The organism is Sinomonas mesophila, from assembly GCF_001999765.1.
Taxonomy (GTDB): Bacteria; Actinomycetota; Actinomycetes; order Actinomycetales; family Micrococcaceae; genus Sinomonas; species Sinomonas mesophila.
On sequence record NZ_KV908334.1, the window covers coordinates 489 to 26,321 of the forward strand.

23 protein-coding genes are annotated in these 25,833 nt (G+C 71.1%); 11 read left to right on the plus strand and 12 right to left on the minus strand.

Annotated elements, in window-relative coordinates:
- Positions 1–302: 302 nt before the first annotated feature.
- The 3 genes from BV907_RS11250 to BV907_RS11260 all read left to right on the plus strand — a co-directional run bounded on the left by BV907_RS11250 (position 303) and on the right by BV907_RS11260 (position 3,385).
- Positions 303–638, plus strand: coding sequence for a metal-sensitive transcriptional regulator (locus BV907_RS11250; protein ID WP_077489831.1), 336 nt, complete (start codon positions 303–305; stop codon positions 636–638).
- Positions 639–717: 79 nt separating this feature from the next.
- Positions 718–948, plus strand: coding sequence for a heavy-metal-associated domain-containing protein (locus tag BV907_RS11255; protein ID WP_077489832.1), 231 nt, complete (start codon positions 718–720; stop codon positions 946–948).
- Between the two features lies 1 nt (position 949).
- Complete coding sequence (locus BV907_RS11260; protein ID WP_077489833.1) at positions 950–3,385, plus strand: heavy metal translocating P-type ATPase; 2,436 nt, start codon at positions 950–952, stop codon at positions 3,383–3,385.
- Here the strand turns inward: BV907_RS11260 and BV907_RS11265 are convergent.
- Together BV907_RS11265 and BV907_RS11270 are read right to left on the minus strand one after the other, a co-directional pair.
- Positions 3,375–3,653: a DUF2277 domain-containing protein gene (locus BV907_RS11265; protein WP_077489834.1), complete on the minus strand. Its 279-nt coding sequence runs from the start codon at positions 3,651–3,653 to the stop codon at positions 3,375–3,377. The two genes, BV907_RS11260 and BV907_RS11265, sit on opposite strands and share 11 nt — an antisense overlap.
- A gap of 9 nt (positions 3,654–3,662) precedes the next feature.
- Complete coding sequence (locus tag BV907_RS11270; RefSeq protein WP_077489835.1) at positions 3,663–4,667, minus strand: EamA family transporter; 1,005 nt, start codon at positions 4,665–4,667, stop codon at positions 3,663–3,665.
- Positions 4,668–4,745: 78 nt separating this feature from the next.
- Between BV907_RS11270 and BV907_RS11275 the strand changes: the two genes are divergently transcribed.
- From BV907_RS11275 to BV907_RS11285, 3 genes are all read left to right on the plus strand, one after another.
- A complete protein-coding gene (locus BV907_RS11275) occupies positions 4,746–5,300 on the plus strand; it encodes a CGNR zinc finger domain-containing protein (RefSeq protein ID WP_077489836.1) in 555 nt (184 codons plus the stop codon).
- A 155-nt stretch (positions 5,301–5,455) separates the two neighbouring features.
- On the plus strand, positions 5,456–6,754 hold the full coding sequence (locus BV907_RS11280; protein ID WP_342745549.1) for a glycoside hydrolase family 26 protein: 1,299 nt from the start codon (positions 5,456–5,458) through the stop codon (positions 6,752–6,754).
- A 175-nt stretch (positions 6,755–6,929) separates the two neighbouring features.
- On the plus strand, positions 6,930–8,882 hold the full coding sequence (locus BV907_RS11285) for a glycosyltransferase (protein WP_245827929.1): 1,953 nt from the start codon (positions 6,930–6,932) through the stop codon (positions 8,880–8,882).
- A 68-nt stretch (positions 8,883–8,950) separates the two neighbouring features.
- On the opposite strand, the gene BV907_RS11290 is transcribed toward BV907_RS11285, so the two are convergent.
- From BV907_RS11290 to BV907_RS11305, 4 genes are all read right to left on the minus strand, one after another.
- A complete protein-coding gene (locus BV907_RS11290) occupies positions 8,951–9,310 on the minus strand; it encodes a hypothetical protein (RefSeq protein ID WP_077489838.1) in 360 nt (119 codons plus the stop codon).
- 63 nt (positions 9,311–9,373) lie between these two features.
- On the minus strand, positions 9,374–10,012 hold the full coding sequence (locus BV907_RS11295; RefSeq protein ID WP_245827930.1) for a hypothetical protein: 639 nt from the start codon (positions 10,010–10,012) through the stop codon (positions 9,374–9,376).
- A 90-nt stretch (positions 10,013–10,102) separates the two neighbouring features.
- Positions 10,103–12,013 carry an HNH endonuclease signature motif containing protein gene (locus BV907_RS11300; protein WP_077489840.1) on the minus strand — a complete coding sequence of 637 codons (1,911 nt, stop codon included), beginning with the start codon at positions 12,011–12,013 and terminating at the stop codon, positions 10,103–10,105.
- A gap of 151 nt (positions 12,014–12,164) precedes the next feature.
- A complete protein-coding gene (locus tag BV907_RS11305; RefSeq protein WP_077489853.1) occupies positions 12,165–13,529 on the minus strand; it encodes an MATE family efflux transporter in 1,365 nt (454 codons plus the stop codon).
- Positions 13,530–13,706: 177 nt separating this feature from the next.
- Here BV907_RS11305 and BV907_RS11310 point away from each other — a divergent pair, with 177 nt between their 5' ends.
- The 5 genes from BV907_RS11310 (at position 13,707) to BV907_RS11330 (ending at position 19,218) form a co-directional block, all read left to right on the plus strand.
- Positions 13,707–15,248 carry an ABC transporter substrate-binding protein gene (locus tag BV907_RS11310; protein ID WP_077489841.1) on the plus strand — a complete coding sequence of 514 codons (1,542 nt, stop codon included), beginning with the start codon at positions 13,707–13,709 and terminating at the stop codon, positions 15,246–15,248.
- 37 nt (positions 15,249–15,285) lie between these two features.
- Positions 15,286–16,227, plus strand: coding sequence for an ABC transporter permease (locus BV907_RS11315; protein ID WP_077489842.1), 942 nt, complete (start codon positions 15,286–15,288; stop codon positions 16,225–16,227).
- Positions 16,220–17,062 carry an ABC transporter permease gene (locus tag BV907_RS11320; protein WP_077489843.1) on the plus strand — a complete coding sequence of 281 codons (843 nt, stop codon included), beginning with the start codon at positions 16,220–16,222 and terminating at the stop codon, positions 17,060–17,062. Before BV907_RS11315 ends, BV907_RS11320 begins: the two co-directional genes overlap by 8 nt.
- Positions 17,055–18,737 carry an ATP-binding cassette domain-containing protein gene (locus BV907_RS11325; RefSeq protein WP_077489844.1) on the plus strand — a complete coding sequence of 561 codons (1,683 nt, stop codon included), beginning with the start codon at positions 17,055–17,057 and terminating at the stop codon, positions 18,735–18,737. The genes BV907_RS11320 and BV907_RS11325 overlap by 8 nt, the downstream gene beginning before the upstream one ends.
- Positions 18,738–18,813: 76 nt before the next feature.
- Positions 18,814–19,218 (plus strand): VOC family protein, encoded by a 405-nt coding sequence (locus BV907_RS11330; protein WP_245827931.1) that lies wholly within the window; start codon positions 18,814–18,816, stop codon positions 19,216–19,218.
- 18 nt (positions 19,219–19,236) lie between these two features.
- On the opposite strand, the gene BV907_RS18375 is transcribed toward BV907_RS11330, so the two are convergent.
- The 6 genes from BV907_RS18375 to BV907_RS11360 form a co-directional block, all read right to left on the minus strand.
- Positions 19,237–19,632, minus strand: coding sequence for a hypothetical protein (locus tag BV907_RS18375; protein WP_139346730.1), 396 nt, complete (start codon positions 19,630–19,632; stop codon positions 19,237–19,239).
- 101 nt (positions 19,633–19,733) lie between these two features.
- A complete protein-coding gene (locus BV907_RS11340) occupies positions 19,734–20,714 on the minus strand; it encodes a D-2-hydroxyacid dehydrogenase (RefSeq protein WP_077489847.1) in 981 nt (326 codons plus the stop codon).
- Positions 20,711–21,808: a tartrate dehydrogenase gene (locus BV907_RS11345; RefSeq protein WP_077489848.1), complete on the minus strand. Its 1,098-nt coding sequence runs from the start codon at positions 21,806–21,808 to the stop codon at positions 20,711–20,713. Before BV907_RS11345 ends, BV907_RS11340 begins: the two co-directional genes overlap by 4 nt.
- Complete coding sequence (locus BV907_RS11350; protein WP_077489849.1) at positions 21,805–23,334, minus strand: aldehyde dehydrogenase family protein; 1,530 nt, start codon at positions 23,332–23,334, stop codon at positions 21,805–21,807. The genes BV907_RS11345 and BV907_RS11350 overlap by 4 nt, the downstream gene beginning before the upstream one ends.
- A gap of 18 nt (positions 23,335–23,352) precedes the next feature.
- Positions 23,353–24,630, minus strand: a complete 1,278-nt coding sequence (locus BV907_RS11355; protein ID WP_077489850.1) for an NAD(P)/FAD-dependent oxidoreductase — start codon at positions 24,628–24,630, stop codon at positions 23,353–23,355.
- A gap of 29 nt (positions 24,631–24,659) precedes the next feature.
- On the minus strand, positions 24,660–25,328 hold the full coding sequence (locus tag BV907_RS11360; RefSeq protein WP_077489851.1) for an HAD family hydrolase: 669 nt from the start codon (positions 25,326–25,328) through the stop codon (positions 24,660–24,662).
- Positions 25,329–25,833: the final 505 nt, after the last annotated feature.

Genomic DNA, 25,833 nt, shown 5'->3' on the forward strand with positions numbered 1-25,833 from the left:
CACTTTACCGGAACCGGCCCTCCAGTGCAAATTCCGTATTTCTCGGAAAAAGCCTCGGAATTCCGTTCCCGGCCCCACCCGAGCGCGCAGCACATCGCCGCCGTTCCGGCTGTTCGAGGGGGATCTTCCGCCCGGCTGGACCCCGATTTCTCGTGGCCGCCCCGGCGACTCAGAAAACAATACCGGCCGCGCCAGCCTGTCGCAAATCGGCGGCATGTGCCCTCGCCCACAGGGACGGCGGACGGTCGATACCCCCTGGGGGTAGTTGAACTCATACCCCCTCCCGGTATACCATCGAAACCATGGAGCACACGATCGAGACCCACATCGACGCCCACGGGGGTCACTACGGCTACAGCACCCAGAAGGATGCCTACCTGCGCCGCCTCAAGAGGATCGAGGGCCAGGTGCGCGGCATAGCGCGCATGGTCGAGGAGGACAGGTACTGCATCGACATCCTCACGCAGGTGTCGGCGGTGACCAAGGCCCTCCAGGCCGTGAGCCTGGGCCTCGTGGAGGAGCACATCGGCCACTGCGTTGTCGGCGCCGCGAACGAGCCGGACCCAGGCCGGCGCGCGGACCAGCTCGACGCGAAGGTCAAGGAGGCCGCCGACGCGATCGGCAGGCTCCTGCGGTAGGCCCTCCCTGCCTGCACAGCCGCAGCACGACCACACTCTGCCACCAGACCTGCACGAACCGTCCGAGAGGAACAGCACGATGAGCCACTTCACCACCACCGTCCACGTCGACGGCATGACCTGCGGCCACTGCATCAACTCGGTGACCGAGGAACTCGAGGCGATCGACGGTGTCGAGGACGTCATGGTCGACCTCAACGCGGGCGGCATCTCCGAGGTGACGATCAACGCCACGCGCAAGATCAAGCACGAGGCCATCAGCGAGGCCGTCGCCGAGGCGGGCTACCTCATCGTGGCCAACGACGCCTGACATGGGGGCCGAGACCATCGGCGCCGACGGCCCCGGCGAGAACCGCACCGCCGGAGGTCGGATCGTCGAGCTCGACATCGAGGGCATGACCTGCGCCTCGTGCGTCACCCGGGTCGAGCGCAAGCTCGGCAAGATCGAAGGCGTGCGCGCAAGCGTCAACCTCCCGCTCGAGTCCGCCCGGGTCGAGGTGCCCGCGGGCGTGAGCGACGACCAGCTCGTGACCACCGTCGCCGCCGCCGGCTATACGGCGCGGATCAGAGCCGAGCGTCCATCGGCTCCCCCGACGCACGACGGCGGGACCCGCCACGACGGCACCGCGCCGTCGGGCGCGGCGAGCGACACGCCGTCGTCCGCCAGCGGCACCACACCGCCCTCCGCCGCCCAGGCTGAGGCGGCGCCATCCTCCGCGGCAGCCACCGCCTCGCCCATCCCCGCCCCGCGGCCCGCGCCGGGCAGCGCGCTCCTTCCACGCCTGGCCGTCTCGGCGGCGTTCGCGGTGCCGGTGCTCCTCCTCTCGATGGTCCCGGCCGCGCAGTTCGCGCACTGGGGGTGGTGGGCCGCGGCCCTCTCCCTGCCGGTCGTGACATGGAGCGCGTGGCCTTTCCATCGTGCGGCGGCCGTGAACGCGCGGCACCTGGCGTCGACCATGGACACGCTCGTGTCCCTCGGCGTCGCCGCGGCGTACCTGTACTCCCTCGTCCAGCTCGTCCTGGACCCCCAAATGACGGAGCACCCGGGCATGGAGATGTCCGGGGCCGGAGGCCTGTACTTCGAGGTCGCCGCCGTCGTGACGACCTTCCTGCTCCTGGGCCGCTGGCTCGAGGCGCGCGCGAAGGCCCGCGCCGGGAACGCGCTGCGGGCCCTGCTCGACCGCGGCGCCAAGCGCGCCACGGTGCTGCGCGGCGGCGTCGAGGAGCAGATCCCGGCCGGCGAGCTCGCGCCCGGCGACCTGTTCATGGTGCGTCCGGGCGAGACGATCGCGACCGACGGAACCGTCCGGGAGGGCGAATCCGCCGTCGACGCCTCGATCATCACGGGCGAGTCCGTGCCCGTCGAGGTTGGGCCCGGCGACGCCGTCACGGGCGCGACCGTCAACACGTCCGGGCGGCTCGTCGTCGAGGCCACGCGCGTGGGCTCCGAGACGACCCTCGCGGCGATGGCGCGGCTCGTCGCGGACGCGCAGTCGGGCAAGGCGCCGATCGCGCGCCTCGCGGACCGGATCAGCGCGGTGTTCGTCCCGATCGTCCTCGGCATCGCCGCGGTGACGTTCGCGGCCTGGCTCGCGCTCGGCGGCTCGCTCCCCGCGGCGTTCACGGCCGGCGTCGCGGTCCTCGTCATCGCGTGCCCGTGCGCGCTCGGCCTCGCGACCCCCGTGGGCCTGCTGGCCGGCAGCGGGCGCGGGTCACAGCTCGGCATCCTCATCCGCGGCCCGCAGGCGCTCGAGGACACGCGGACCGTGGACACGATCGTGCTCGACAAGACCGGCACGGTGACCACGGGCCGGCTCGCGCTCGACGCCGTCGACGCGTTCGCCCCGTGGGACGAGGCGACGCTCCTGCGGCTCGCAGGGGCCGTCGAGGCGGCGAGCGAGCACCCGCTCGCCCGCGCTGTCGCTCATGCTGCGGCCCAGCGTCCCGCGGTCCCCGCGCGCACCGCCGCGCACGACGGCGGCGGGCTGCCCGCCGTCGTCGGCTTCCGCTCGGCGCCGGGCGGCGGCGTCGTGGGGGCGGTGGAGGGGCACGAGGTGCGCGTCGGGCGCACTGCGTGGACGTGGGACGGGCCCGCGGAGGGGCCCGCCGGGGCGCACCTCGCCCTGTTCGAGCGGCGCGAGGCGGAGGGCGCGACCGCGGTGTGGGTCGCCATCGACGGCGAACCGGCCGGCATCCTCTCGCTACGGGACACGGTCAAGCCTGGCTCCGCGGCGGGGATCGCGCGGCTCAAGGCCCTCGGCCTGCGGCCCGTCCTGCTCACGGGGGACAACGCCGCCGTCGCGGCGCGCGTCGCCGCCGAGGTGGGGATCGCGCCCGAGGACGTCCACGCGGGCGTGCGCCCCGAGGGGAAGGCCGAGGCTGTGCGGCGGCTCCAGGCCTCGGGGGCGCGGGTGGCGATGGCCGGCGACGGCGTCAACGACGCCCCGGCTCTGGCCCAGGCGGACCTCGGCATCGCGATGGGCTCGGGGACTGACGTGGCACGCGAGGCGGCCGAGCTCACGGTCATGGGCGATGACCTCGGGCAGGTGGCGACCGCGATCGAGCTGTCCCGCCGGACGCTCTCGACCATCAAGGCGAACCTGTTCTGGGCGTTCTTCTACAACGCCGTGGGCATCCCCATCGCGGCGCTCGGGCTCCTGAATCCGATGGTCGCGGGCGGGGCGATGGCCGCGAGCTCGGTGCTCGTCGTCGCGAACTCGCTGCGGCTCACGCGCTTCAAGCGGTAGCAGTTCCGAAGCGCACGGCCGCGCGGGCCTTCGCCTTCGCCGCCTCGACCTCGCGGTCGCGCGGCGGGGCGGAGGTCACGAGCTCCTCGAGGAGGTGCGCCGTGATATGCGCGATCTCCTCAACGGCGCGCGTGAACGCGGCCTCGTTGACCTTCGAGGGGTGGGTGCTCCCGCTCACCTTGCGCACGTACTGCAGCGCCGCGGCATGGACCTCCTCGCTCGTCGCGTGCGGCTCGAAGTTGTGCAGGACCTTGATGTTGCGGCACATGGTTCCATGCTAGGCGCGGGGCTGTGCCACGGGCAGGGGCCCGGTCGTGGCTTCGAGGAGGCTCTCCGAGACCGGCGCCTCGGCCGGGGCCCGGAGCTCGTCCATGCGGACCAGCACCACGCCCGCCACGATGAGCGCCCCGCCGAGCGCCTGCACGGGGGCTGGAACGTCGCCGATCATGAGCCAGGAGGCGGCGACGGCGAAAAGGACCTCCGTGAGCGAGACGAAGCTCGCGACCTTGGTGCCGAGGCGCTGCGCCCCGACGATGCCGAGGACATACGCGATGACGGCCGCGACGACCGTGATCCCCGCAATCGGCACGAACCATGCCACCTCGGCGCCGAGGAGCTCGACCGAGCCGAAGGTCGCGGCCATGGGCAGGAGCCCGACGGCGGCAAGGGCTCCGATCGTGACGGAGCCGAACAGCATCCCCCCGGCCACGACGACGAAGGGCGGCAGCACGCCGTCGGACTTCGCCGAGAGCACGAAGTACACGGCGAGGCAGCCAGCCGCGGCGACGCCCCACAGGACGCCGACGACGTCCACGCTCCGCGCGCTCATGAGATCGAGCACGAGGACGAGCCCGCCCATCGCGACGAGCGAACCGACGATCGTGAGCGTGCCCGGGCGGCGGCGCGTGCGGAGCCAGATCCAGCCCACGATGATGATCGGCGCGAGGTACTCGAGCATGAGCGCGACGGGCGGGCTCATGCGCTCGACGGCGTTGAAGTAGAAGAACTGGCACAGCGCCACGGCAACGGAGCCGTAGCCCGCCATGAGCCCGACGGCGCCGCGGAGCCGCCCCCACTGCCCGCGCATCATCCACAGGGCGGGGCCGAGCATGATGAGTGCTGCGAGGCCGATGCGCACGCCGACGACCGCCCCAGAGGACCACCCGGCTTCGAGGAGGGACTTGCCGAGGGGCCCGGAGACGCCGAACGTCGCGGCCGAGAGCAGGGCGAAGACGAGTCCGGACGCCGAACGGTTCGCAGAGAGCGCAGCCGCAGCACGCATGGGGCACCTCCCGGGGAATGTCATGAGTCAAGCAGGAGTATGGTAGTGACAGTAGACCCGCACCCGTCAGGAGTCAATGTGATCTTCACCCATGACACCGAGGTCGCCCTCAAGAGCGTCGTGAACCTCGTGAACACGCTCGACCGGCTGGACTCGGAGGAGGGCGAGCAGCTCGCGACCGGCGCCGACCTCGACGCGTTCCTCGAGCGGGAGCGCTTCAGCGGATCGCGCACGCACGACGGCGCCGAGCTGGCTGCGGTGCGCGCCCTGCGGTCGCGCCTGCGCACCCTGTGGGGGGCGAGCGAGGACGAGGCCGTCGAGCTCGTGAACGTGCTCATGCGCGAGGCCCAGGCCCTCCCCCAGCTCGTCAAGCACGACGAATGGGACTGGCACCTGCACGCGACGACGCCCGAGGCGCCGCTCGCCGACCGGATGGGCACCGAGGCGGCGATGGCGTTCGTCGACGTGATCCGCGCCAAGGAGCTCGACCGGCTGCGCGTCTGCGCGGCCGAGGACTGCGACGCGGTGCTGATCGACCTCTCCAAGAACCGCTCGAAGCTCTACTGCGACACCGGGAACTGCGCCAACCGCGCGCACGTGCGCGCCTACCGGGAGCGCCGAGCCGCGGGGTAGGGTGCCTGCGCAGATTCTCCCAAGGATTGGTCGAAGAACCCGCCGGAGCGCGATTCGCTCTGGGACGATCGTGGCCCCGGAGCCCTGCCGCCCAGCCACCGATGGGCGGGTCCCGCCGTCCGTGCCAGGCCTCCTCCCCGATGTCAGGAGTGCATGTGCGCAAGAAGAAACTGGGTTGGCCCTCGGTGGCCGCCCTGATACTGGCCCTGACGGCCCTGCTCGGCATCGTCGCCCCAACCCAGGCGGCAGGGCGCGCGGCGATCTGCCTCAGCGCGGCGGCTGGCCCGGCCGGGGCCTCCGTCACCGTGACGGGAACGGGCTTCGCCCGCAACACCCAGGGAACCCTCACCGCCGGCACCGTCAGCGTCCCGCTCACCACGCAGCAGGACGGCACCTTCACCGCGGCCGTGACGATCCCGATGACGACGACGCCGACCGTCACGCTCAAGGCCACAGCCGGGCGCACGGCGTCCGCGGCCTACACCGTCACCTACAGCCCGGCCTCGCTCGGGGCAGGCCGGCAGGCCATCACGGACACCGCGCTGACGCCCAAGACCTTGTCCATGACTGCGTCCGCCACATCGGTCCCGCCGGTGAGCAGCGAGCGGCTGCGCTTCGGCGTCTCCACCCCCGGTGGGCCGCTCGCCTCGGCCGAGCTCGACGCCGTCGCCGCCCTCGTCAACGAGAGCCCCTCGATCGTGCTGTCCTACAAGGACTTCTCCCAGGCCGCGCCCATCGCTGACCTGAACGCCGTCGACGCCCGCGGCGCGACGAGCCTGATCACCTGGGAGCCCTGGCTGTGGTCGGGCAATGGCGCCAACCAGCCCGCCTACGCCCTCGACCGCATCACCGCGGGCGACTTCGACACCTACATCCGCCAGTGGGGCACCGCCCTGGCCTCCTGGGGCAAGCCCGTCATGCTCCGCTTCGCGCACGAGATGAACGGCAACTGGTACCCCTGGGCCGAGGCCGCCAACGGCAACGGCCCGGGCGACTACGTCGCCGCGTGGCGGCACGTGCATGACGTCGTCGCCTCCACGGGCGCCACGAACGTCCAGTGGGTCTGGGCCCCCAACGTCCCGTACTGGGGCTCCACTCCCCTGGCCGGCCTCTACCCGGGCGCAGGCTATGTCGACATCGTCGCCCTCGACGGCTACAACTGGGGCACCTCGCAGGCCTGGAGCTCCTGGACGGCCCCCTCTGCCCTGTTCGGAGACGGCCTGACCCAGCTGCGCAGCCTCGCCCCCGGCAAGCAGATCCTGGTCACCGAGACGGCCTCCGCGGAGGCCGGCGGCTCCAAGGCCACGTGGAACACCGACCTGGTCTCCTACCTCAACGCCCAGCCCGACGTCACCGGCTTCGTCTGGTTCCACCACAACAAGGAGGTCGACTGGCGCATCAACAGCACTACCGCCTCCGCGAACGCCCTCAAGACGGCCCTGGCCGCACGCTGACCACGGGCGGCGCCCGGCATCCCGCCGGGCGCCGCCCCGCCCCCGTCACCGGTGACGACGAGACAGATCGAGCCCCATGATGCGTTCACAGCTTGAAGCCACAGGCCGCACCGCGGCTGCCGAAACCGGCCCCCCACCCTCCGGGGACCGTCAGCTCGTCGATGCGACAGAACGAGTGCCCACCCGGAGGCGGCTTCTCCTGCGGGCTGTCATCGTCCTGACGCTGGTCTTCGGTCTGAACTACGTGGCCTGGCGATGGCTGTTCTCGCTCAACTGGGAGGCGTGGTGGATCGCCGTGCCCTTGGTGGCCGCCGAGACATACTCGCTCGTCGATGTCACTCTGTTCGCCATCGCCGCATGGCGGTCGCTGGACCGGCCGGACATCCCGCCCGAGCCGGAGGCGGGCCTCAGTGTGGACGTGTTCATCACCACCTACAACGAGGAACCGGAGCTCGTCCTGGCGACCGTCCGTGCGGCCCTGGCCATCAGCTACCCGCACCGGACCTGGGTGCTGGACGACGGCGCCCGCCCGCACCTGCGCCAGGCCGCTGAGCGGCTCGGGGCCGGGTACATCTGCCGCGGGGCCGAATGGGAGGGCAAGCCCCGCCACGCCAAGGCCGGGAACCTCAACAACGCCCTCCAGCAGACTCAGGGCGAGTTCTTCCTCGTCCTGGACGCCGATCAGATGCCACACCCGGACATCTTGGACCGGATCCTCGGACATTTCCGCGACCCCAAGGTCGCCTTCGTCCAGAGCCCGCAGTGGTTTGGCAACGTCCCCAACGACGACCCGCTCGGTTCCCAGGCTCCCCTGTTCTACGGGCCGATCATGCAGGGCAAGGACGGCTGGAACGCGGCATTCTTCTGCGGCTCCAACGCAGTCATGCGCCGCGAGGCCCTCATGCGGCTCGGCGTCGCCGGCTACGTGGCCGACACCGAGCGCAGGGTCCGGAGGGCCTTCGCCGTCGGGCAGCGGGTCATGCGCCGTGCCCGGCGCCACCCCGCGGCGCGGGACGAACGCATGGCCGTGCTGCTGGCACGGGTCCAGGAGGCGTTCGCCGAGGGGAGGCGGGCCCTCGCGCAGGGAGGATCGATCGCCGAGGCGACCTATCGGGTGCAGAGACAGGCCGACGCGGCCGTGCGTGCGCTGGTCGCCGAGGACCTCGCGGCCGTGGCCGCCGACCTAGCCCAGCTGAGGGCCGAGCTCGGTCCCCACGAGGAACTGAGGGAGGATCCGGACGCGTTCGAGGCAGCGGTCGACTACCTGGCCGCCCGAGACCTGTCCCCGCTCGCGGCCCTGGAGTCCGTCAGGGCGCTCCTCGAGGCGGCGAACGTGGACCGGGCCCACGAGGCCCAGCCGATCATGCCGCTGTCCACGATCTCGGTCACCGAGGACATGTCCACCTCCATGCGCCTGCACGCGACTGGATGGACCAGCGTCTACCACCAGGGGACCATCCAGGTTATGCTCCGCGAGAACCCCCTCACGATGCGAGGCCTGAGGCCAGCGCAGGGGCTGATGTACTTCGGCACCATGTGGAGCTATCTCTCCGGCTTCGCCGCCGTCGTCTACTTCGCCGGCCCGCTCGTCTACCTCCTCGTCGGGGTCCTGCCCGTGCACGCCCTCAGCACGGACTTCTTCGCCCGATTCATCCCGTTCATGGCCCTGAACCAGACCCTGTTCCTCATCGCCGCCAACGGGGTCCCCACCTGGCGCGGCCAGCAGTACAGCCTGGCCCTCTTCCCGACCTGGATCCGAGCCTGCACGACCGCCGCGGCGAACGTGTGGTTCGGCCGCCCGCTCGGCTTCGCCGTGACCCCCAAGACCCGCCAGGCCGGTTCGAGGCCGCTCCGCCTCCTCTGGGCCCAGGCCATCGCCGCGCTATTGCTGGCCGTGGCCGTTCTCCTCGGGCTCGTGCGGTGGTTCCTCGGCCTCGGCGAAGGCATCGGCACGCTCGTGAATGTCGCCTGGGCGTTTTATGACCTGCTTCTCCTCAGCGTCCTGGTCGGAGCAGCAAACTACAGGGGCTTCGACCGCAGGGATGAGCCGTCCACGTCCACCCGTCCCCGAACGGCGTTCCTGCGCCCTCGCGCCCGCCGGGCAGAGTGCGCCCGCCGAGCAGAGTGAACGCGGCGCGCCGGGCCGTGCACCTCGCCTACGCCAGCGAGGGCTGGGCGCCGCCCGGCTCCCGCCACTCAGTCTTCGGGGGTGTCGTCGTCGCGGGGATCGCGGTCTGCGCGGGGGTCGCGGTCGTCGCGGGCCTCCGGTGCCTGACCGCCGTCGATCTCACGGTCCGCGGAGCGCAGGTTGACGCCGGAGCCCTGGCCGAGGTGCTCGGCGTTCTCCTTGTAGCTCATGGAGAGCATCGCGGCGATCACGAGGCACACGATGAACGCGATGCCCGCACCGCTGAACGCAAGGTCGAAGCGAAGGCCCTGGTCCGTGCCGCCCGAGGCGAAGAAGAGGACGGCGAAGAACGCAATCACCGCGAAGAGGGCAGAGAACATGAGCGGGCCCTTGATCCCGACGCGGGGACCGCGCGGCGTGTCAGACATGGGGGCCCTCCTGTGCTGGCCGGGGTGGTGCGAGAGTTCTACGCGCAGTAGAACCCTTCGATTCTAGGCCACGTCGGCGCGGGGCTGGGAATCGTGCCTGAGGCTCAGTCCCGCGACCGCGAGCAGGACGCCCGTGATGATGGCGGCCCCGCCCGAGACGCCGAGCAGCGCGTGGGCACCGAGCCCCGTGAAGAACGGCAGCAGCACGGCCGCCCCGAGATGGACGACGCCGGCGATCACCGCATCGCGCGCGAGCGGGCTCCGGCTGCGGCCGGCGATGCCGCGGAACAGGTCCGAGGCGCCCGTGAGGCCGAGCGCGATCGCCCCGCCCACGGCGAGGACGGCGGGCTGCGGGGCCGCGCCGAGGGCGATCCCAACGGCCGCTGCGAAGCCGAACGCTGCCGAGGCGGTCGTGCGCTGCGCCTTCGAGGGACGGGCCGAGGACTGCCGGCGGCCCTCCTCGCGCAGCTGCCACGCCTGCGCTGCGGCCAGCCCCATGAAGTAGGCGCCGAGCGCCCAGGCCGCGCCCGCCGTCGTCGGCTGTCCCCAGAACACCGTCACCGCGCCGAAGACGAGCGCGACCGCGGCGCGCAGCAGCACGGGGCGCCATAGGGTGGGCGAGACTGCGGGCGACGGCGTGCTCGGGCTCCCGGAGGAAGCGGAGGGCACGCCGGACGCGGGGCTGGAGGGGATGTCGGGCACGCATCAAGTCTAGCGAGCCTGTTCGAAGGGCGGCTGCGCACTTAGAACGGCGGCTCCTCGGGCACCGGCGGGAGCGGCGACGGCGGCATGTCACTCGGAGTGACATGCCCTTGGGCTTGACGGGTCCTGAGGGCGGTGGCCAGAGCCGACCACGTTTCGGCGTCCATGGGGCGGCCCCAGCCGGTTCGGCCGGGCCAGTCGGGTGGGTCGCCGGGGAGAGCATCGGTCACGTAGGCCTCGTCTGCTGTTGCGAAGCCCGATGCCGCCCATCCCTTCTGGGCATCCGTTCCCGTCGGGGTCGCGGGCATCCCTGTCGGGGTCGTGGGCATCGCCGCCGGGATCGTGTGCATCCCCTTCGGGGTCTCCGGCATCTCCCTCAGCGCCTCCCGCGTCCGCGGGCCTGCGGCCTTGGAGCCTCTCCCCGACGGGAGTCTCGTGCTGCTCGGGGAGGCCGGTCAGGCGCTGGCCCGAGGGTGTCGAGAGCGCGACCCGTCCCGGCGCCAGGCCGCCGAGGGTGTCCGCGGTGGCGTCGAGGAGTCCCAGCGTCTTGAGCCGGTGGTGCCGCGCGCAGAGGCAGACGAGGTTGTCGGGATCGGTGGAACCGCCGCTCGCCCACTCGTGAAGGTGGTCGATCTCGCACGAGAGCGCCGGGACGCTGCAGCCCGACCACCGGCACGTGACGTCGCGCGCCCTGATGAAGGCAGCCAGCGCGGCGGGTGGCCGATGGCGCCGGCGTCCCATGCCGACGACGGTCCCTTCGGCGTCCGTGAACGCGATCCACCAGCTAGGAGCGGCAGCGGCGAGGTCCCGTGCCGTCGCGGCGTCGAGCACACCCATCCCGCCCAGCACCGCGCCGTCGTCGGCCGCCCCGAGGAGCGTCGCGAGAGGGACCGTGATGGTGACGTCGGCCCGGACGCTTCCGCGGGAACGGGACCTCCGGCGGCGACGGTTCGGCCGAGCCCCGGGAGGGCAGCCGTCGGGCTCCCCTCCGAGGATGGCCGCAGCGCAGACGTCCGCGCGGAGCTGGGCGAGGGTGCGGGTCTCGCCGGATTCCTTGGAGAGAGCCCGCGCTTCCCGGTCGATTCGGGTGAAGGCCGCCAGGCCGACCTCTTCCGGCAGGAGGATGGCCAGGGTCGACATGCCGTCGTCCTCGGGATGAAGCTCGACGCGCCGGTCGAGGACCGCCTTCTGCTTGCGGACGCTCGCGGACTCGGGATGGGCGCGCTCCCGGAAGCCCTTGGCGGAGCGGCGGACCTCGACGCTCGTCCGGAGCCGGCCGGCCCTGTCCCGCGCCGAGGCGAGGCACCGGCGGGCGTAGTCCTCGACCGAGTCGGCAGGCACGCCCTCCGACTGATCCATGATGACGTCCGCGTGCCGGGGGCCTATGTGGCCCTCCTCCTGCGCGTCCAGCACTGCGGCGAACGGGCCGGCCAGGCGGAGGGAGCGCGCGACGACCCGCTGCGCCTGCCCGTCCGTGAGGGACAGCGCGGCGGACGTCTCGACCACCGTCATGGACCGGGCCTCGGCCGCCCCGATGCGGACACTGCGCTCGGGGCCTTGCGGCTCCCGCTGCATGGTGAACCCCCCGTACACGTCAGCGACGGCGCGGGCCTGGCCGGCGTCCGACCATCCGATGAGCCGCGCGAAGTCCTGGAGGAGCGCCGAGCGCTGCACGGGAGTCAGCTCGCCCTCGGGCAGCACGAGCCGGCCCTTGAGGGGTGAATCCCGTCCCGGCGTGAACTCCATGAGGATTCCCGGGGCGTGCAGCGAGTGCTTCTCGAGCAGCTCCCGGAGGTCGCTCGTGCTGGGGAATGGATCGTCGACTGGTGCTGTGCTCTCGGAGTCCTCAGTCGACGCCGGCTCGTCGTCTGGCGGGCGCCCAAGCGTCCTGCCCTCCGAGGGCCGGTCTCCCGTGGGGCCCTCTTCCAGGCCTCGTTCGTCCCCCATGCCGGCGCCCAGCCCCTCGAGATCGTCAGACTCGTCCTGGTTCTGCTGTTCCACCGCGCCCCCTCGCGTGCTGCCCGGCCCGAGGTGATGGGCCGACTTGGCCTCCCGTGGCCGCCGTCCGGCCACGATCACAGCCTCTCAGGGGGGTCCGACATTTTTCGGCAAGGGCTGTCAGCGTCGACGTCGCCTGCACTGCCCCGCCGGCTCAGTGCGCCCCGAGCACCATCCACGCGTCCGTGCGGGCGCGCCAGCCGAGGGTTGCCGCGCGGGCGAGCATGTAGCCGCCCGCGAATGCCGCCCACAGCCATCCGAGCCCCGCTGGGCCTCCCACGCCGGAGGCCGCGACCCAGATCAGGAGCGGCGCATAGACGACAAGATTGAGCAGGCCGGCGAGCGCGAGGTAGCGCGCGTCGCCAGCGCCGATGAGTACGCCGTCGAGCACGAACACGACCCCGCACACGGGCTGGCTCAGTGCCAGCACGAGCAGGGCAGGCGTGAGCGCGGCGTGCACGCCAGCGTCGGTCGTGAAGAGCCACCCCGCCCACGGGGCGACGAGGGCGAGCAGGCCGCCGGTGAGCGTGCCGAAGCCGATGGACCAGCGGACCATCGTCGCGGTCAGCTCGCGGGCCCGCGCCGCGTTCGAGGCGCCGAGCTCCTTGCCGATGAGGGCCTGCGCGGCGATCGCGAGGGCGTCGAGGGCGAAGGCGAGGAAGCTGAAGACCGTCATGGCGAGCTGGTGCGCGGCGAGGTTGGCGGAGCCCTGCGCCGTCGCGACGACGACGGTGACGAGGATCGCCGCGCGCAGGCTCAGGGTGCGGAGCATGAGCCACGAGCCCACGCGCGCCGCCGCCGCGAGGCCGCGGCCGGTCGGGGTGAGGCCCACGCCCTCGTGGCGCATGCGCCGGACAACGATCGCGACGTACACCCCGGCCATCGCGAGCTGGGCGACGCTCGTGCCCGCGGCCGACCCGGCCACGCCCCAGCCGAAGCCGTAGACGAAGAGCAGGTTCAGGAGGATGTTCCCCGTGAAACCTGCCGCCGCGACGACGAGCGGCGTCCTCGTGTCCTGGAGCCCGCGCAGGACGCCCGTGCCGGCGAAGACAAGCAGCATGCCCACGAGACCGGGCATGGACCAGACGAGATAGTCGACGGCGTGGGCCGCCACGGCAGGCACCGCGCCGAAGGTGCCCACGGTCGCCGGGGCGAAAGCCCAGCCGAGCGCGGCGAGGAGGAGGCCCAGCAGCAGGGCCAGCCACACGCCGTCGCGCGCGGCGGACATCGCGTGGCCCATCCGCCCCGCGCCGAGGAAGCGCGCGACGGCGGGCCCGGTGCCGTAGGCGAGGAAGACCATGAGCCCGACGGCGGTCTGCAGCACGGTCGTGGCGAGCCCGAGCCCCGCGAGCTGCTCGACGCCGAGGTGGCCCACGATCGCCGAGTCCGCGAGCAGGAAGAGCGGCTCGGCGATGAGGGCGAAGAAGGCGGGGACGGCGAGCCGCAGGATCTCCCGGGCGGTCGACGCCCGGGGCCCGGCTGCGAGGCGGGATCGGATCACGGGACCAACCCTACGCATGGGCCCCGACAGGCGAGGGCGGTTGCGGCGGAGAGCACGCATCGACGCCCGCATTAGGACAATCTTTCCTGTCTTAATTTGGACCAATGGACAAGGTTTGCCTAACCTTGCTCACGGATTGTCCAAATGTCTTCAATGCGCCCCCACCTCGGGGCGCAGCGTTTTCTAGGTGGTTCTATGCGTGCTTGGCTTCGGTCATCGGCGATCGGATTGACGGCTCTGGTTGCCCTGTCAGGGTGCGGCTTCAACGGCGCGCAGGGGGAATCCCAGCCGGCGGACCTCAGCCAGCGCATCGTCGTGGACAACTTCCGCGCGCCCGTGGCCGACTGGGCGCTGGCGAGCGACGCCGCCGTCATCCTCTCGCTCTCGGGCTGCCTCGAGACCCTGACCCGGTATGACGCGGAGAAGGGCGAGATCGTCCCGTCCCTCGCGACCGAGTGGAAGCAGGTCTCGCCGCTCGAGTGGGACTTCACCCTGCGTGAGGGCGTGCAGTTCCAAGACGGCACGCCGCTGACCGCGGAGGCCGTCGTGACCTCGCTGCAGAGCGTCCTCAAGGCCCCCGTCCCGGCCCGCGCCTTCGGCCCTTCGACGGTCAGCTCCGTCGCGGCCGTGGACGCGCGGACGGTGCGGATCACGACGCCGAGCGAGAGCCCGCTCGTTCCCTATCGCCTCGCGAGCGTCAACACCGGAGTGCTGGCTCCCGCCGCCTTCACGGGTGCCTCGACCAACCCCTTCGGCCACTGCACGGGGCCCTTCAAGGCCGTATCCGAGGTGCCGAAGCAGTCGCTCACCCTCGACCGCAACGAGAACTACTGGGGCGGACAGGTCCAGCTCGCCGGGGCCGAGGTCCGGTTCATCACGGACGGTGCGACCCGCGCGACCCAGGTCCAGACCGGCGAGGCGGACATCTCCATGTCCATCCCCGTCTCGAGCCTCGCGGCCCTCGAAGCGGACTCCCGGGTCAAGGTGCTCAAGTCTGACTCGCCCCGCACCGCAACGCTCTATATGAACAACGGCCGGGCGCCGTTCGACAACGTCGACTTCCGCAAGGCCATTCGTTCGGCCCTGGACCTCGACGCCCTCGCCGGGAGCGTTTACGAGGGCTCCGCGCTTCCGTCGACCGGGCCCTTCGCGCCCTCGGAGCCGTGGGCCATCGAGGGCGCCCAGACGCCGCGGCAGGACCTCGAGGAGGCCAAGAGGCTCCTGGCCTCGGCCGGCTACACGCCGGAGCGGCCGCTCGAGATCATCGCGATCGCGGAGCGCCAGGAGTTCGCCGACGTCGCGACGGTCATCCAGGAGAATCTCAAGAACATCGGCGTCCCAGTGACGATCAAGACGGTCGAGACCGCTGCGATCGAGCCGGACCTCTTTGCCGGCAACTACGACATGCTGCTGAGCCAGCGCAATCGCCTGATCGACATCGCCGACCCGATCGGTTTCCTCACCGCCGACTACACGTGCAAGGGCACCTACAACCTGAGCCACTTCTGCACCGAGGACTACGACCGGATCATTGCCCGGGCCGCCACGACCACCGATGCACAGGAGCGCTACAGGCTCTACTCCGAGGCCGGGAAGATCCTGCAGGATGAGGCCGTGAACGTGTGGCTCGTGAATCAGCAGGCCGTCGACGCGATCGGCGCCCAGGTGCAGAACTACGCGCAGGATCCGCTGTCCCGCTACGCGCTGCGCGCGGTGACGGCCAAGCCCGCCTCGTGAGCAGGATCCGCGCGGCCGCATCGGCCAGAGGCGGCCAGTGAGAGGGTTCCTGGCCAGGAGGACGGCGGCCCTGGGGGTCACCGTCCTCCTGGCGTCGTTCGTCGTCTTCCTCATCCCCTACGTGACCCCCGGGGACCCGGTCCGCAAGATCATCCGCTCCCAGGTTCAAGGCGAGCTGGTCGACGAGTCCGCCGTCCAAGGGCTGACAGCCGAGCTGGGGCTCGACGATCCCCTCCCCGTGCAGTACGTGCGGTGGCTGAGCCACTTCGTCTCCGGGGACATGGGCCTCTCCTACACGAGCCGCACCCCGGTGATCGAGCACGTCATGCCCGCCCTGTGGATCACGCTCAGCCTGACCGTCGTCACGCTCGCCGTGGCCGCCATCGCGGCCACGGCACTCGGGACCCTCGCCGCCCTCCGGGAGGGGCGCCTGACCGACAGGGTCATCACGGCGTTGACGCAGGCCCTCATCGCGATGCCCGAATACTGGCTGGCGCCGGTGCTCGTGCTGGTCTTCGCGCTGAACCTCTCCGTGCTCCCCTCCGCCGGCTGGTCCGGCCCGTCGTCGATGGTCCTGCCGGTGGCCGTCCTCGCGATCCGCCCGCTGAGCCACTTCACGTCCGCGGTCCGGGAGGGGATGCTCGATGCCCTGGGCGGCGAGCACGTCCTCGCCGCCCGGGCCCGCGGGCTCAGTCACTCCCAGACCGTCTTCAGGCACGTGATCCCGAACGGCCTGCTGCCGCTCACGACCCTGACCGGCGTCTGGTTCGCGGGCCTGCTCGGCGGGTCCGTCATCGTCGAGGTCATCTTCGCGATCCCGGGCATGGGCCGGCTCCTCTACGACGCCGTGCTCAACAGCGACATACCCCTCGCCCAGGGCGGCGTCGTCTTCGTCGTAGTCCTCGCCGTCGTGCTGACCACCGCGGGGGACCTCCTCCACGCGGTCCTGAACCCGAAGATGAGGAACAGCCATGCGTAGCCGCACCGCGCTCATCGTCGCGGCGTCAGTCCTGGCCGTCGTCGTGCTCTCCGTGGCCCTCGCCCCGTGGATCTCCCCGTATCCCCCGGCCCAGCAGAGCCTCGCCGAGCGCTTGGCCCCCGCCAGCCCGACCCATTGGCTCGGCACCGACCATCTGGGCCGGGACACGCTGTCTCGGCTGCTCGAGGGCGGGAGTTTCTCGCTCGCCGTCGCGTGCGCGGCCACGCTCCTGACGGCGGCCCTCGGCACGGCCATCGGCGTCGTGAGCGCCCGCCGCCGCGGCTGGATCGACGAGGTCCTCACGCGCACGAGCGACGTCCTGCTGGCCCTGCCAGAAATGGTCATCGCCCTGTTCGTCGTCGCCGTGCTCGGCGCGGGCCCCGTGTCCCTCCTGCTGGCCCTGGCCGTGACCGGCTGGACGCCCTTCGCGCGGCTCGCCCGGGCCCTCGCCTACGACGTCTCCTCGCGCGGCTTCGTCGAGGCCGCGCGGGTGCTGGGCTGCTCGCCGTCGTTCGTCGTGTTCCGGCACATCCTCCCGCATCTCTCCGGGCCGCTCCTCGGCCAGGCGGCGCTGCGCTTCGGGCAGTTCCTCATCGCCGTCGGTGCCCTCTCCTACCTTGGGCTCGGCGTGCAGCCGCCGCAGTCGGACTGGGGGTCCATGCTGGCCTCCGCCCAGCCGTACGCGGCGCGGTCCCCGCTGGGCGTCCTCGCCCCGGGACTCGTCATTTTCACCGTGGCCCTGTGCGTGACCCTCATCGGGCAGCACCTAGCGGCCCTGGCTGGCTTGAGGACGCTCCTCTCCCTGGCCCCGTCCCGGAGGGGTTCCGATGTCTGAGGGCCTGATCATCGAGCACCTGCACGTCGGTCACGGGGTGCCGCCGGCCCAGCGCCGCTGGGCATGGAAGCGCCGGGAGTCGGGCCGCGGCCCGGAGCCCGCATCGACCCCACTCCTCTCGGGCGTCGACCTCACGGTGGCCCCGGGCGAGTTCGTGGCCCTGGTCGGGGCCTCCGGGAGCGGCAAGACCATGACCGCCCTGTCCGTCCTGGGGCTGCTGCCGCCGCATGTGCACATCGAGGCAGGGTCGATCCGCCTCGGCGGCACGGACCTCACCCGCGCCGGCGAGGCCGAGCTGAACCGGGTGCGCGGCGGGCGCGTCGGCATGCTCTACCAGCAGCCCAAGCGCGTCCTCAATCCCCGGCGGACCGTCCGCAGCCACCTGCTCGAACCGCTCGCGCTGCATGCTGGGCTCCGGGGGAAGGCGGCGGAGGAGCGCGCGCTCGAGCTGCTCTCCGGCGCGGGGTTCCCCGACCCGGCGTCGTGCGCGGACGCCTACCCGCACCAGCTCTCGGGGGGCATGGCGCAGCGCGCCATGATGGCCCTGGCCCTCGCGGGACGGCCGGAGCTGCTCCTCGCCGACGAGCCGACCTCGGCCCTCGACCCGGTGCTCGAGCGGCAGGTCCTGGACCTGATCGACCGCCAGCGCCGCGAACACGGCCTCGGCGTCCTGTACATCACGCACAATCTCGCGACCGTCGCCGCGTACGCCGACCGGGTCGCCGTCATGCGCGCCGGACGCATCGAGGAATCGGGGCCGGCGACCGCCGTGCTCAATGCCCCGCAGACGGACTGCACCCGGACGCTGCGGGAGGCCGCAGCCCTCACGCCGGACGCGAAGCCGCGCCGCGCCGTCGACCACGAGGCGAGCGCCGCCGTCGTGCTCGACAGGGCCACGAAGCGCTTCCCCGGCCGCGGCCGCGACGCCCGCCCGGCCCTCGACGAGGTCTCCCTCGAGGTCAGGGACGGCGAGATCCTGGGGATCCTCGGCCAGTCCGGCTCGGGCAAGAGCACGCTCGCGCGGCTCGTCGTCGGGCTCGAGACGGCCGACGCCGGGCGGGTCGCCCGGGCGGGCGACGGCGCCGCCGCGCCCTCCCGCACCCCCGGCCGGGACGTGCAGCTCGTGTTCCAGGAGCCGCACGATTCTTTCGACCCGCGGATGCGGCTGCGCACGAGCCTCGAGGCACCGCTGCTCACGCGAGGCGGGACGCCGGCCGCGCGGCGCAAGCGCATCCATCAGGCCGTCAAGGAAGTGGACCTGGACCCGACCATCCTGGACCGGTACCCCAGCCAGTGCTCGGGGGGCCAGCTCCAGCGGCTCGCGATCGCGCGGGCGCTGCTGCTCGAGCCGTCGGTGCTCATCTGCGACGAGGCCACCTCGGCCCTCGACGCGGTGACCCAGCGGACGGTCCTGGACCTGCTGCGGCGCCTCCACGAGAGCCGCCGCCTGACGCTGATCCTGATCTCGCACGACCTGAGCGTGATCCGCTACATGAGCCACCGCGTCGCCGTCCTCCACCGGGGCGAGCTCGTCGAGCTCGCGGACACCGCGGACTTCTTCGCCCGGCCCCGCCACGAGCACAGCCGGCAGCTCGTCGCGGCGGCGCTGCCTCCGGCGTGCGCCATCCTGGAGGACCAGCGCCTCTCGCAGCCCAACGTGGCGCTGAATCATTGACGCCGGCCGCAGCTCCCGGCATCGTTGGCCCGGTCAACCACAACGGGGAAAGGACCTGGCATTGAGCTTGCGCGGGTTGAGCACCATCAACTTCTGGGCCGACGACGTCGAGGAAGCCGCCGCGTGGTACGCCGAGTTCCTCGGCCTTGAACCGTATTTCCGGCGTTCAGGCCCTGACGGGCGCCTCGCCTACGCCGAGTTCCGCATCGGCGACTACCAGGACGAGCTGGGGATCATCGACAGCCGCTATCGTCCGCCAGCCTCGGCCACTGAGCCTGGGGGCGCCGTCATGCACTGGCACGTCGATGACCTCAGCGCAACGGTGGAGCGTCTGCTCTCCCTGGGCGCCGTTGAGTATCAGCCGGTCACCCCGCGGGGTGATGCCGGCTTTGTCACCGCTTCGGTCGTCGACCCGTTCGGAAACATCCTGGGTGTGATGACCAATCCGCACTACCTCGCAATCCTTGCCGATTCGCACTGAATCGAGGCGTCCGCGCGGTCAGCCGGTTTGGGGCTCTCCGCAGTAGGGGCACCACGAGCCGTCGGGGCAGGCGTTCTCGGCGGCCAGCGGCGCGGCAGCCCTCTTCCTCTGCGGGCGGGCCCTCCGCACGTGCGGCCCGGCCGGGCGCGGCTCCGTCTGCCGCCGTTCGAGGAGGGCCGAGGCGTCCCCGGCGAGGTGGAGCATCTTCCGGCCCATGGCGTCGTCAGGCCACACCCAGATCACGGAGCCGTCGGGCATAGCGGCGTCAACGGTGCCGGTTCCCTTGGAATCGTGGGAGTTGAACCGCACGCGGTCGCCGGCTTCGAAGGGCGGGGGTGACACGACACCGTCCTGGGCCTCGGAAGCGGCGGGGGCATGCGACGTGGTCGTCGCGACTTCTGCTGGCTTGGGCATCGGAGTGCCTCTCGGGGGTTGGGGGATGGGGAAAGGGAGTCGGCCCACGCCGCTGCATCCCCCCGGTGCAGCCGCTGCTGTGGCCGTGTGGTGACGCCCGCTTAGGGGGACCGGACGAATCCGAGGGTCTTGTCGACGACGTTCCTCAGGGGCTCCCCCTGGGCGTAGCGCGTCAGGTTGTCCACGAACAGCTTGCCGAGGTCGTCGAGGTAGCCGTGGACGTCACCGCTCATGTGGGGCGTGATGATGACGTTCTCCATGTCCCAGAGGGGGTGGCCCTCGGGCAGCGGCTCCGGATGCACGACGTCGAGGGCGGCCCCGGCCAGCGTGCCGGAGGCCAGGGCCGCGGTGAGGTCCTCGGTGCGGACGAGTTCCCCTCGCCCGACGTTGATGAGGCGGGCGGAGGGGTTCATCGCGGCGAGCACGTCGGCGTCGACCATGCCCCTAGTGCTCTCGGTGAGGGGCGCCGCCAGGACAACGAAGTCGTAGGCGTGGACGATGTCGGCGAGCGAGCCGGAGGCGTGGATCTGCCGGAACTCGGCGTCGCCGGCGCGAGCCGAGCGGCCCGCGCCGTCGACCTCCATGCCCACAGCGGTCAGGAGACGGGCAATCTCCCGGCCGATGGAGCCCGTGCCCACCACGAGGGCAGACCGGCCGAGGATCGACTCCGTCATCCTGTGCTGCCAGCGGTGCTGCTGCTGCTGCCTCAGGAAGCCCGGTGCATTCTTGGCCATGGCCAGGATGTACCCCAGGACGGTCTCGGCCATGTACCGGCTCAGCACCCCGCGCGAGTTCGTGTAGACGACGTCGCTGCGGACGAGGTCTTCGAAGAGCAGCTGGCTGACTCCTGCCGCCGAGACGTGGACCCACTTCAGGCTCGTCGCCGCGGCCCAGTGCTCCTTCAGGGCCGGGGAGAACGAGTGCCACTGGTAGAGCACGTCCGCGCCGTCGAGCGCCTCGGCGAGGCCGTCCGCCTTCGTGAGGCGGACGTCGGCCAGGCCCTCGACGTCTGAGAGGCGCGGCGGCAGCGCCTCGCGGTACAGGACAGCGACGACGGGCCGGCGCCCAGCTGCGGCGTTCACGAGCAGGGCTCGGCCAGGACGGATGCCGCCCGGTGCGGGGCAAGGGAATCGATCGCGGACAGGACGGCGTCGGTGAACTCGGCGGTCGTGGAGGTTCCTCCGACGTCGCGGGTGCCGTGCCCATTCCGCAGCGCGCTTTCGAAGGCGGTCTGGAGGTGGGCGGCGGCCCCGGCGTGGCCGAGGTGGTGGAGCATCATGGCCCCGGACCAGATCTGGCCGATGGGGTTGGCCAGGCCCTTGCCCGCGATGTCCGGGGCGGAGCCGTGGACGGGTTCGAACAGCGAGGGGTGGCGGAGTTCGGGGTTGAGGTTGGCGCTGGCGGCCAAGCCGATCGAGCCGGTGACGGAGCTGGCGAGGTCGGAGAGGATGTCGCCGAAAAGGTTGGAGGCGACGATCACGTCGTAGGTCCACGGCTTGAGGACCAGGTGGGCGGCCATGGCGTCGATGAGCTCGCTGGTGAGCGTGACCTGGGGGTAGTCGTTGAGGGTCTCCTCCACGACCTCGTCCCAGAACGGCATGGTGTGGATGATGCCGTTGCTCTTGGTCGCGGAGGCGAGCCGGCCGCGGCGGGAGGCCGCGAGGGCGGCCGCGTAGCGGGCGGCCCGGCGGATCCCGTGGCGGGTGAAGACGGTCTCCTGGACGGCGCTCTCGTGGGGCAGGCCGCGGTAGATGCGGCCGCCGACCTCGGAGTACTCGCCCTCGTTGTTCTCCCGCACGATGAGGATGTCGATCGGGTCGGTGGCCGCGAGCGGGGAGACCACGCCGTCGAGCGTCTTGACGGGGCGGAGGTTGATGTACTGCTCGAACTCACGACGGATCGGGATGAGCAGGCCCCAGAGGGATTCAGTGTCCGGGACCTCGGGGGAGCCGACGGCGCCGAGGAAGATCGCGTCGTGCCGGGCGAGCTGCTCGAGCCCGTCGAGGGGCATCATGCGCCCGCGCTTGAGATAGCGCTCGGATCCCCAGTCGTAGTGGGTGAACTCGAGGCCGAGCCCGTGGTGCTCGGCGATCCGCTCGAGGCAGGCGATCGCGGCTGGGACGACCTCGTGGCCGATCCCGTCGCCGGGGATGACGGCGATTCTGTCTGTGCTCATGATGCGGGCCGTTCCGCGAGCCCGCCGGGGTGCTGGGCCTGCGCTGGGTTGAGGGTGATGATGATGTTCTTGGGCTCGGTCATCTCGAGCACGGCGAACCTGACGCCTTCGCGGCCGACGCCGGACTTCTTGAACCCGCCGAAGGGCATGGAGTCGATCCGCACATCGCTGGTCTCGTTGACCACGACCGCGCCGACATGGAGCTTCTCGGCGATGGCCAGGGCCTGGTCGACGGACCGGGTGAAGACGCCGGCCTGGAGGCCGTACTCGGAGTCGTTGGCGGCCGCGATGGCCTCGGCGGTGTCCGTGAAGGGCACGAGGGTGACCACGGGCCCGAAGACCTCCTCCCGGAGCACGCGGCACTCGGCGGGGACGCCGGTGAGCACGGTGGGGTCGTAGAAGGCGCCGCGGCGCTGCCCTCCCGAGTGGACGGTCGCGCCTGCGGCCCTGGCCTCGTCCACCCAGTCCTCGACCCGGCGGGCCTCGTCCTCGGAGATGAGCGGGCCGACGTCGGTACCGCGGTCGAGCTTGGGACCGACGGTGAGCGCGGCCGCGCCTCGGGCGACCTGGTCCACGACGGTCTGGAAGAGCGTGGCATGGACGTAGACGCGCTGGACGGAGAGGCAGTTCTGGCCCGCGACGCCGAAGGCGCCTGCGACGATGGCCTCGGCCGCCCAGGCCGGGTCGGCGTCGGCGCACACGATCGTGGGGTTGTTGCCGCCGAGCTCGGAGACGATCTTCTTCGCTCCGGCGGCCGCGGCGATCCTGTCGGCGGTGCGGGGGCCGCCCGTGAAGGAGATCAGGTCGATCCGCTCGTCAGTGGTCAGGGCCTCGGAGACCCCGGGGCCGCTGACGACGGCGGCGATGCGCCCCGAGGGCACCCCGGCCTCGAGCAGCAGGTTCACGAGGGCCAGGCCGGAGAGGGGCGTGCGTGCCGATGGCTTGAGCACGACGCCGTTGCCGGCGATCAGGGCCGGGCCGAGCTTGTGCGCGACGAGGTTCAGGGGGTCGTTGAACGGCGTGATGGCCGCGACGATGCCCACCGGCTTGCGCTGGTACCAGCCGATCTTCCCCGGTCCGGCGAGGCTGTCCTCGAAGTCCAGGGTCTCCCCGGCGAGCTCGGCCGCGGCGGCGGCAGACAGGCGCAGGGTCTCGGCGGCCCGCTGGACCTCGCGTTCGGCCTCGCGGATGGTCTTGCTGGCCTCGGAGGCGATCAGGCGGGCGAAGGACTCGGCCCGCTCCAGCAGGAACCGCGAGGTGCGCTCGAGGGCCTCGCGGCGGGAGCGCAGGGGCCAGTCCCCCGCCGCGAGGTGCTCATGGATGTGGCCGATCGCGCCCTTGACCTCCGCCGGCGTGGACACACACACCATGGCGAGGATCTGGCCGTTCTCCGGGTTCCGCACCGGGAGGTCCAGCGCGTGGGTCTGCCACTGCCCTTCGATGAAGGCCCCACCAGGGATACCGGCAGCGGGGGCGATGCCAGCCGTTTCAGGGCGCGCGTCAGCCACGGAGGTCAAGGGAAACATGCGATGCCTTCTTTTGGACTACTTGATCCGGTCGATGATCTTGGCTGCTGCACCGATGAGGGGCAGGAACCACGGCGGGCCGAAGTGGCCCGGCACGGGCGGGTTCTTCAGGTCCCCCCACACGTTTGCGGACTTGTCTCCGCCCATGTAGTGCGCCATCCGCTTGCCCATGTGCGCGGCCATCTGGACCCCGTGGCCGCTGTAGTTGAGCGAGTAGAAGAGCCCGTCGTGCTCGCCGGCGTGGACCATCTGGTCCATCGAGAGGTCCACGAGCCCGCCCCAGATGTAGTCCACCCGGGTCTTGTCGAGGTAGGGGAACAGCTCGAGCATGGCCTTGCGCAGGATCTCGGCGCTCTTGACGTCGGAGTCCGGGCTCGAGAGTGCGAACCGGGCCCGGCCGCCGAAGAGGAGCCGGTTGTCCGGGGTGATGCGGAAGTAGTAGGTGAGCATCTTGCTGTCCGAGGCCATACGCCGGTTCGGCAGGATGCGGTTCACGACGTCCTCGGGCAGCTGCTCGGTGACGATGATGAAGCTGCCCACCGGGATGACCCGGCGCTGCATCCACGGGGTGACGCTGCCGGTGTAGCCGCTCGTGGCAACCAGGACCTGCTTGGCCCGGGTGATCCCGCGGGTGGTGTGCACGTCGTGCACCGTGCCGTTGACGCGCTTGAGCTCGGTCACGCCCGCGTCCTCGCAGACCACCGCACCGGCCCCAATGGCCGCCCCGGCCAGACCGTGGGAGAACTTGCCCACGTGCAGGCCCGCGCCCAGCGGGTCCATCATCGCGCCCTGGTAGAAGTCCGTGCCGATCTCGGAGTGGATCTCGGACTTCGGGATCACCTCGACGTGGTGGTCCACGAGCTTGGCCAGGAGCTCCTGGGACTTCCGGAAGCCGTCGTTGTGCGACTCGTGGAAGGCCAGGGAGAGCTTGCCGAAGCGCTGGAAGTCGCAGTCGATCGCGTAGTCGGCGACGATCTTCTCGATGCTCTCGATCGCGTCGTTGTACTCGCGGAAGTACTCCACCGCGCGGGCCTCGCCGTAGCGCTTGACCGCGGTGCTGAAGCCGATGGCCAGGCCGGTGGTGGCCATGCCGCCGTTGCGGCCGGAGGCGCCCCAGCCGACGGTGTGGCGTTCGAAGACCGCAACGCTCGCGCCCTGCTTCGCGAACTCGAGCGCGGCGGAGAGGCCGGTGAAGCCGGCGCCGATGATCGCGACGTCGACGTTCTCCGGCACGGGGGTGCGCCGGTAGTCACCGGAGGGCTCGGCTGTGTCCAGCCAATAAGGAACGAGTTTCATGGTGTGTGACCTTTCGCCTCGACGTCGGTTCAGAGACCGAGGTGCTTGTTGATCTCGTCCAGGGACTTGACAACGTTGAGGTCGTAGCCCGGGCCGATGGGGTCGTAGCCACGGTCCAGCAGCCAGAGGTTGCGGAAGCCCATGTCGTGCATCGGGTGCATGTCGTAGCGGGTGTGCGAGGAGATGTGCAGGAAGTCCTCCGGCTTGGCGTTCAGAGTGTTGAGCATGTACTCGAAGGCCTGGTAGCGCGGCTTGTAGGCCTTGGCCTGCTCAGCGGTCAGCACGGCGTGGAAGTCGGCGCCGAGCTTCGGAATGCTGATCTCCAGGAAGCTGTCGTCGGCGTTAGACAGGGCAACCAGCTTGAAGTTCTCGCCCATGAGCTTCAGCGGAGCCGGCACGTCGTCGTGCGCACCAAAGCCACGCACAGCGTCAGCGAGCTCTGCGCCCGCACCCGGGGTCGGCCCAATGCCAAAGAAGTTGCAGACGCGGTCGAACGAGCTCTGGAGGATCTGCTCGTAGGGCGCGTAGTCAAGGACCGCGTCGAAGCGGTAACCGCGGAACACCTTCTTGAACGCAGGCCACTGCTCTTCAGGCAGGCGGCCATCCAGCAGCCGGCGGGTAACGGCATCAGTGTCCCAGTTGATCAGGGTGCCGTAGATGTCAAAAGAGATGTACTTCGGCCGGTTGGTCTCTGCCATGGTCTGTCCGTTCCTTGGAGATGTGGTGTTGCTTGAGCCTGCTCGGATTCGGGGGCGCTCCTCACGTGAGCCTGCTCAGAGCCGCCTTCGCCACGACTCTAGGACCGCCAATTGTAGATTGTCAACAGTTTGAGTGACCTGATTCACCGCCGGCTGGATGAAACACAAAAGTTACAGGCGAGCTCCAGAAACATCTGTAGAAGTGTCGACAATCTGCAATCGGAATGGTTCCATGGCATGAGATGCGTTCGAGGGGGGAGCGCTCCCGGTCTGAGGACCGGACACAGAAGACCCTTCCGTTCGGGACGCAGTATCAGGTGGCTGCGACCAAACGGAGCAGGGCTTCCACAGCACCCCGCCCGCACTACACCTGAGCAGCAAACCACCGAAGGGAAGCACCATGAAGACCCTCACCAAGGCCTCGGCTGCAGCAAGTGCAGCACTGGCCGCGATCCTGGCCCTGAGTGCCTGCGGCAACGTGGCCGCCAGCGCCCCGGCATCGGAG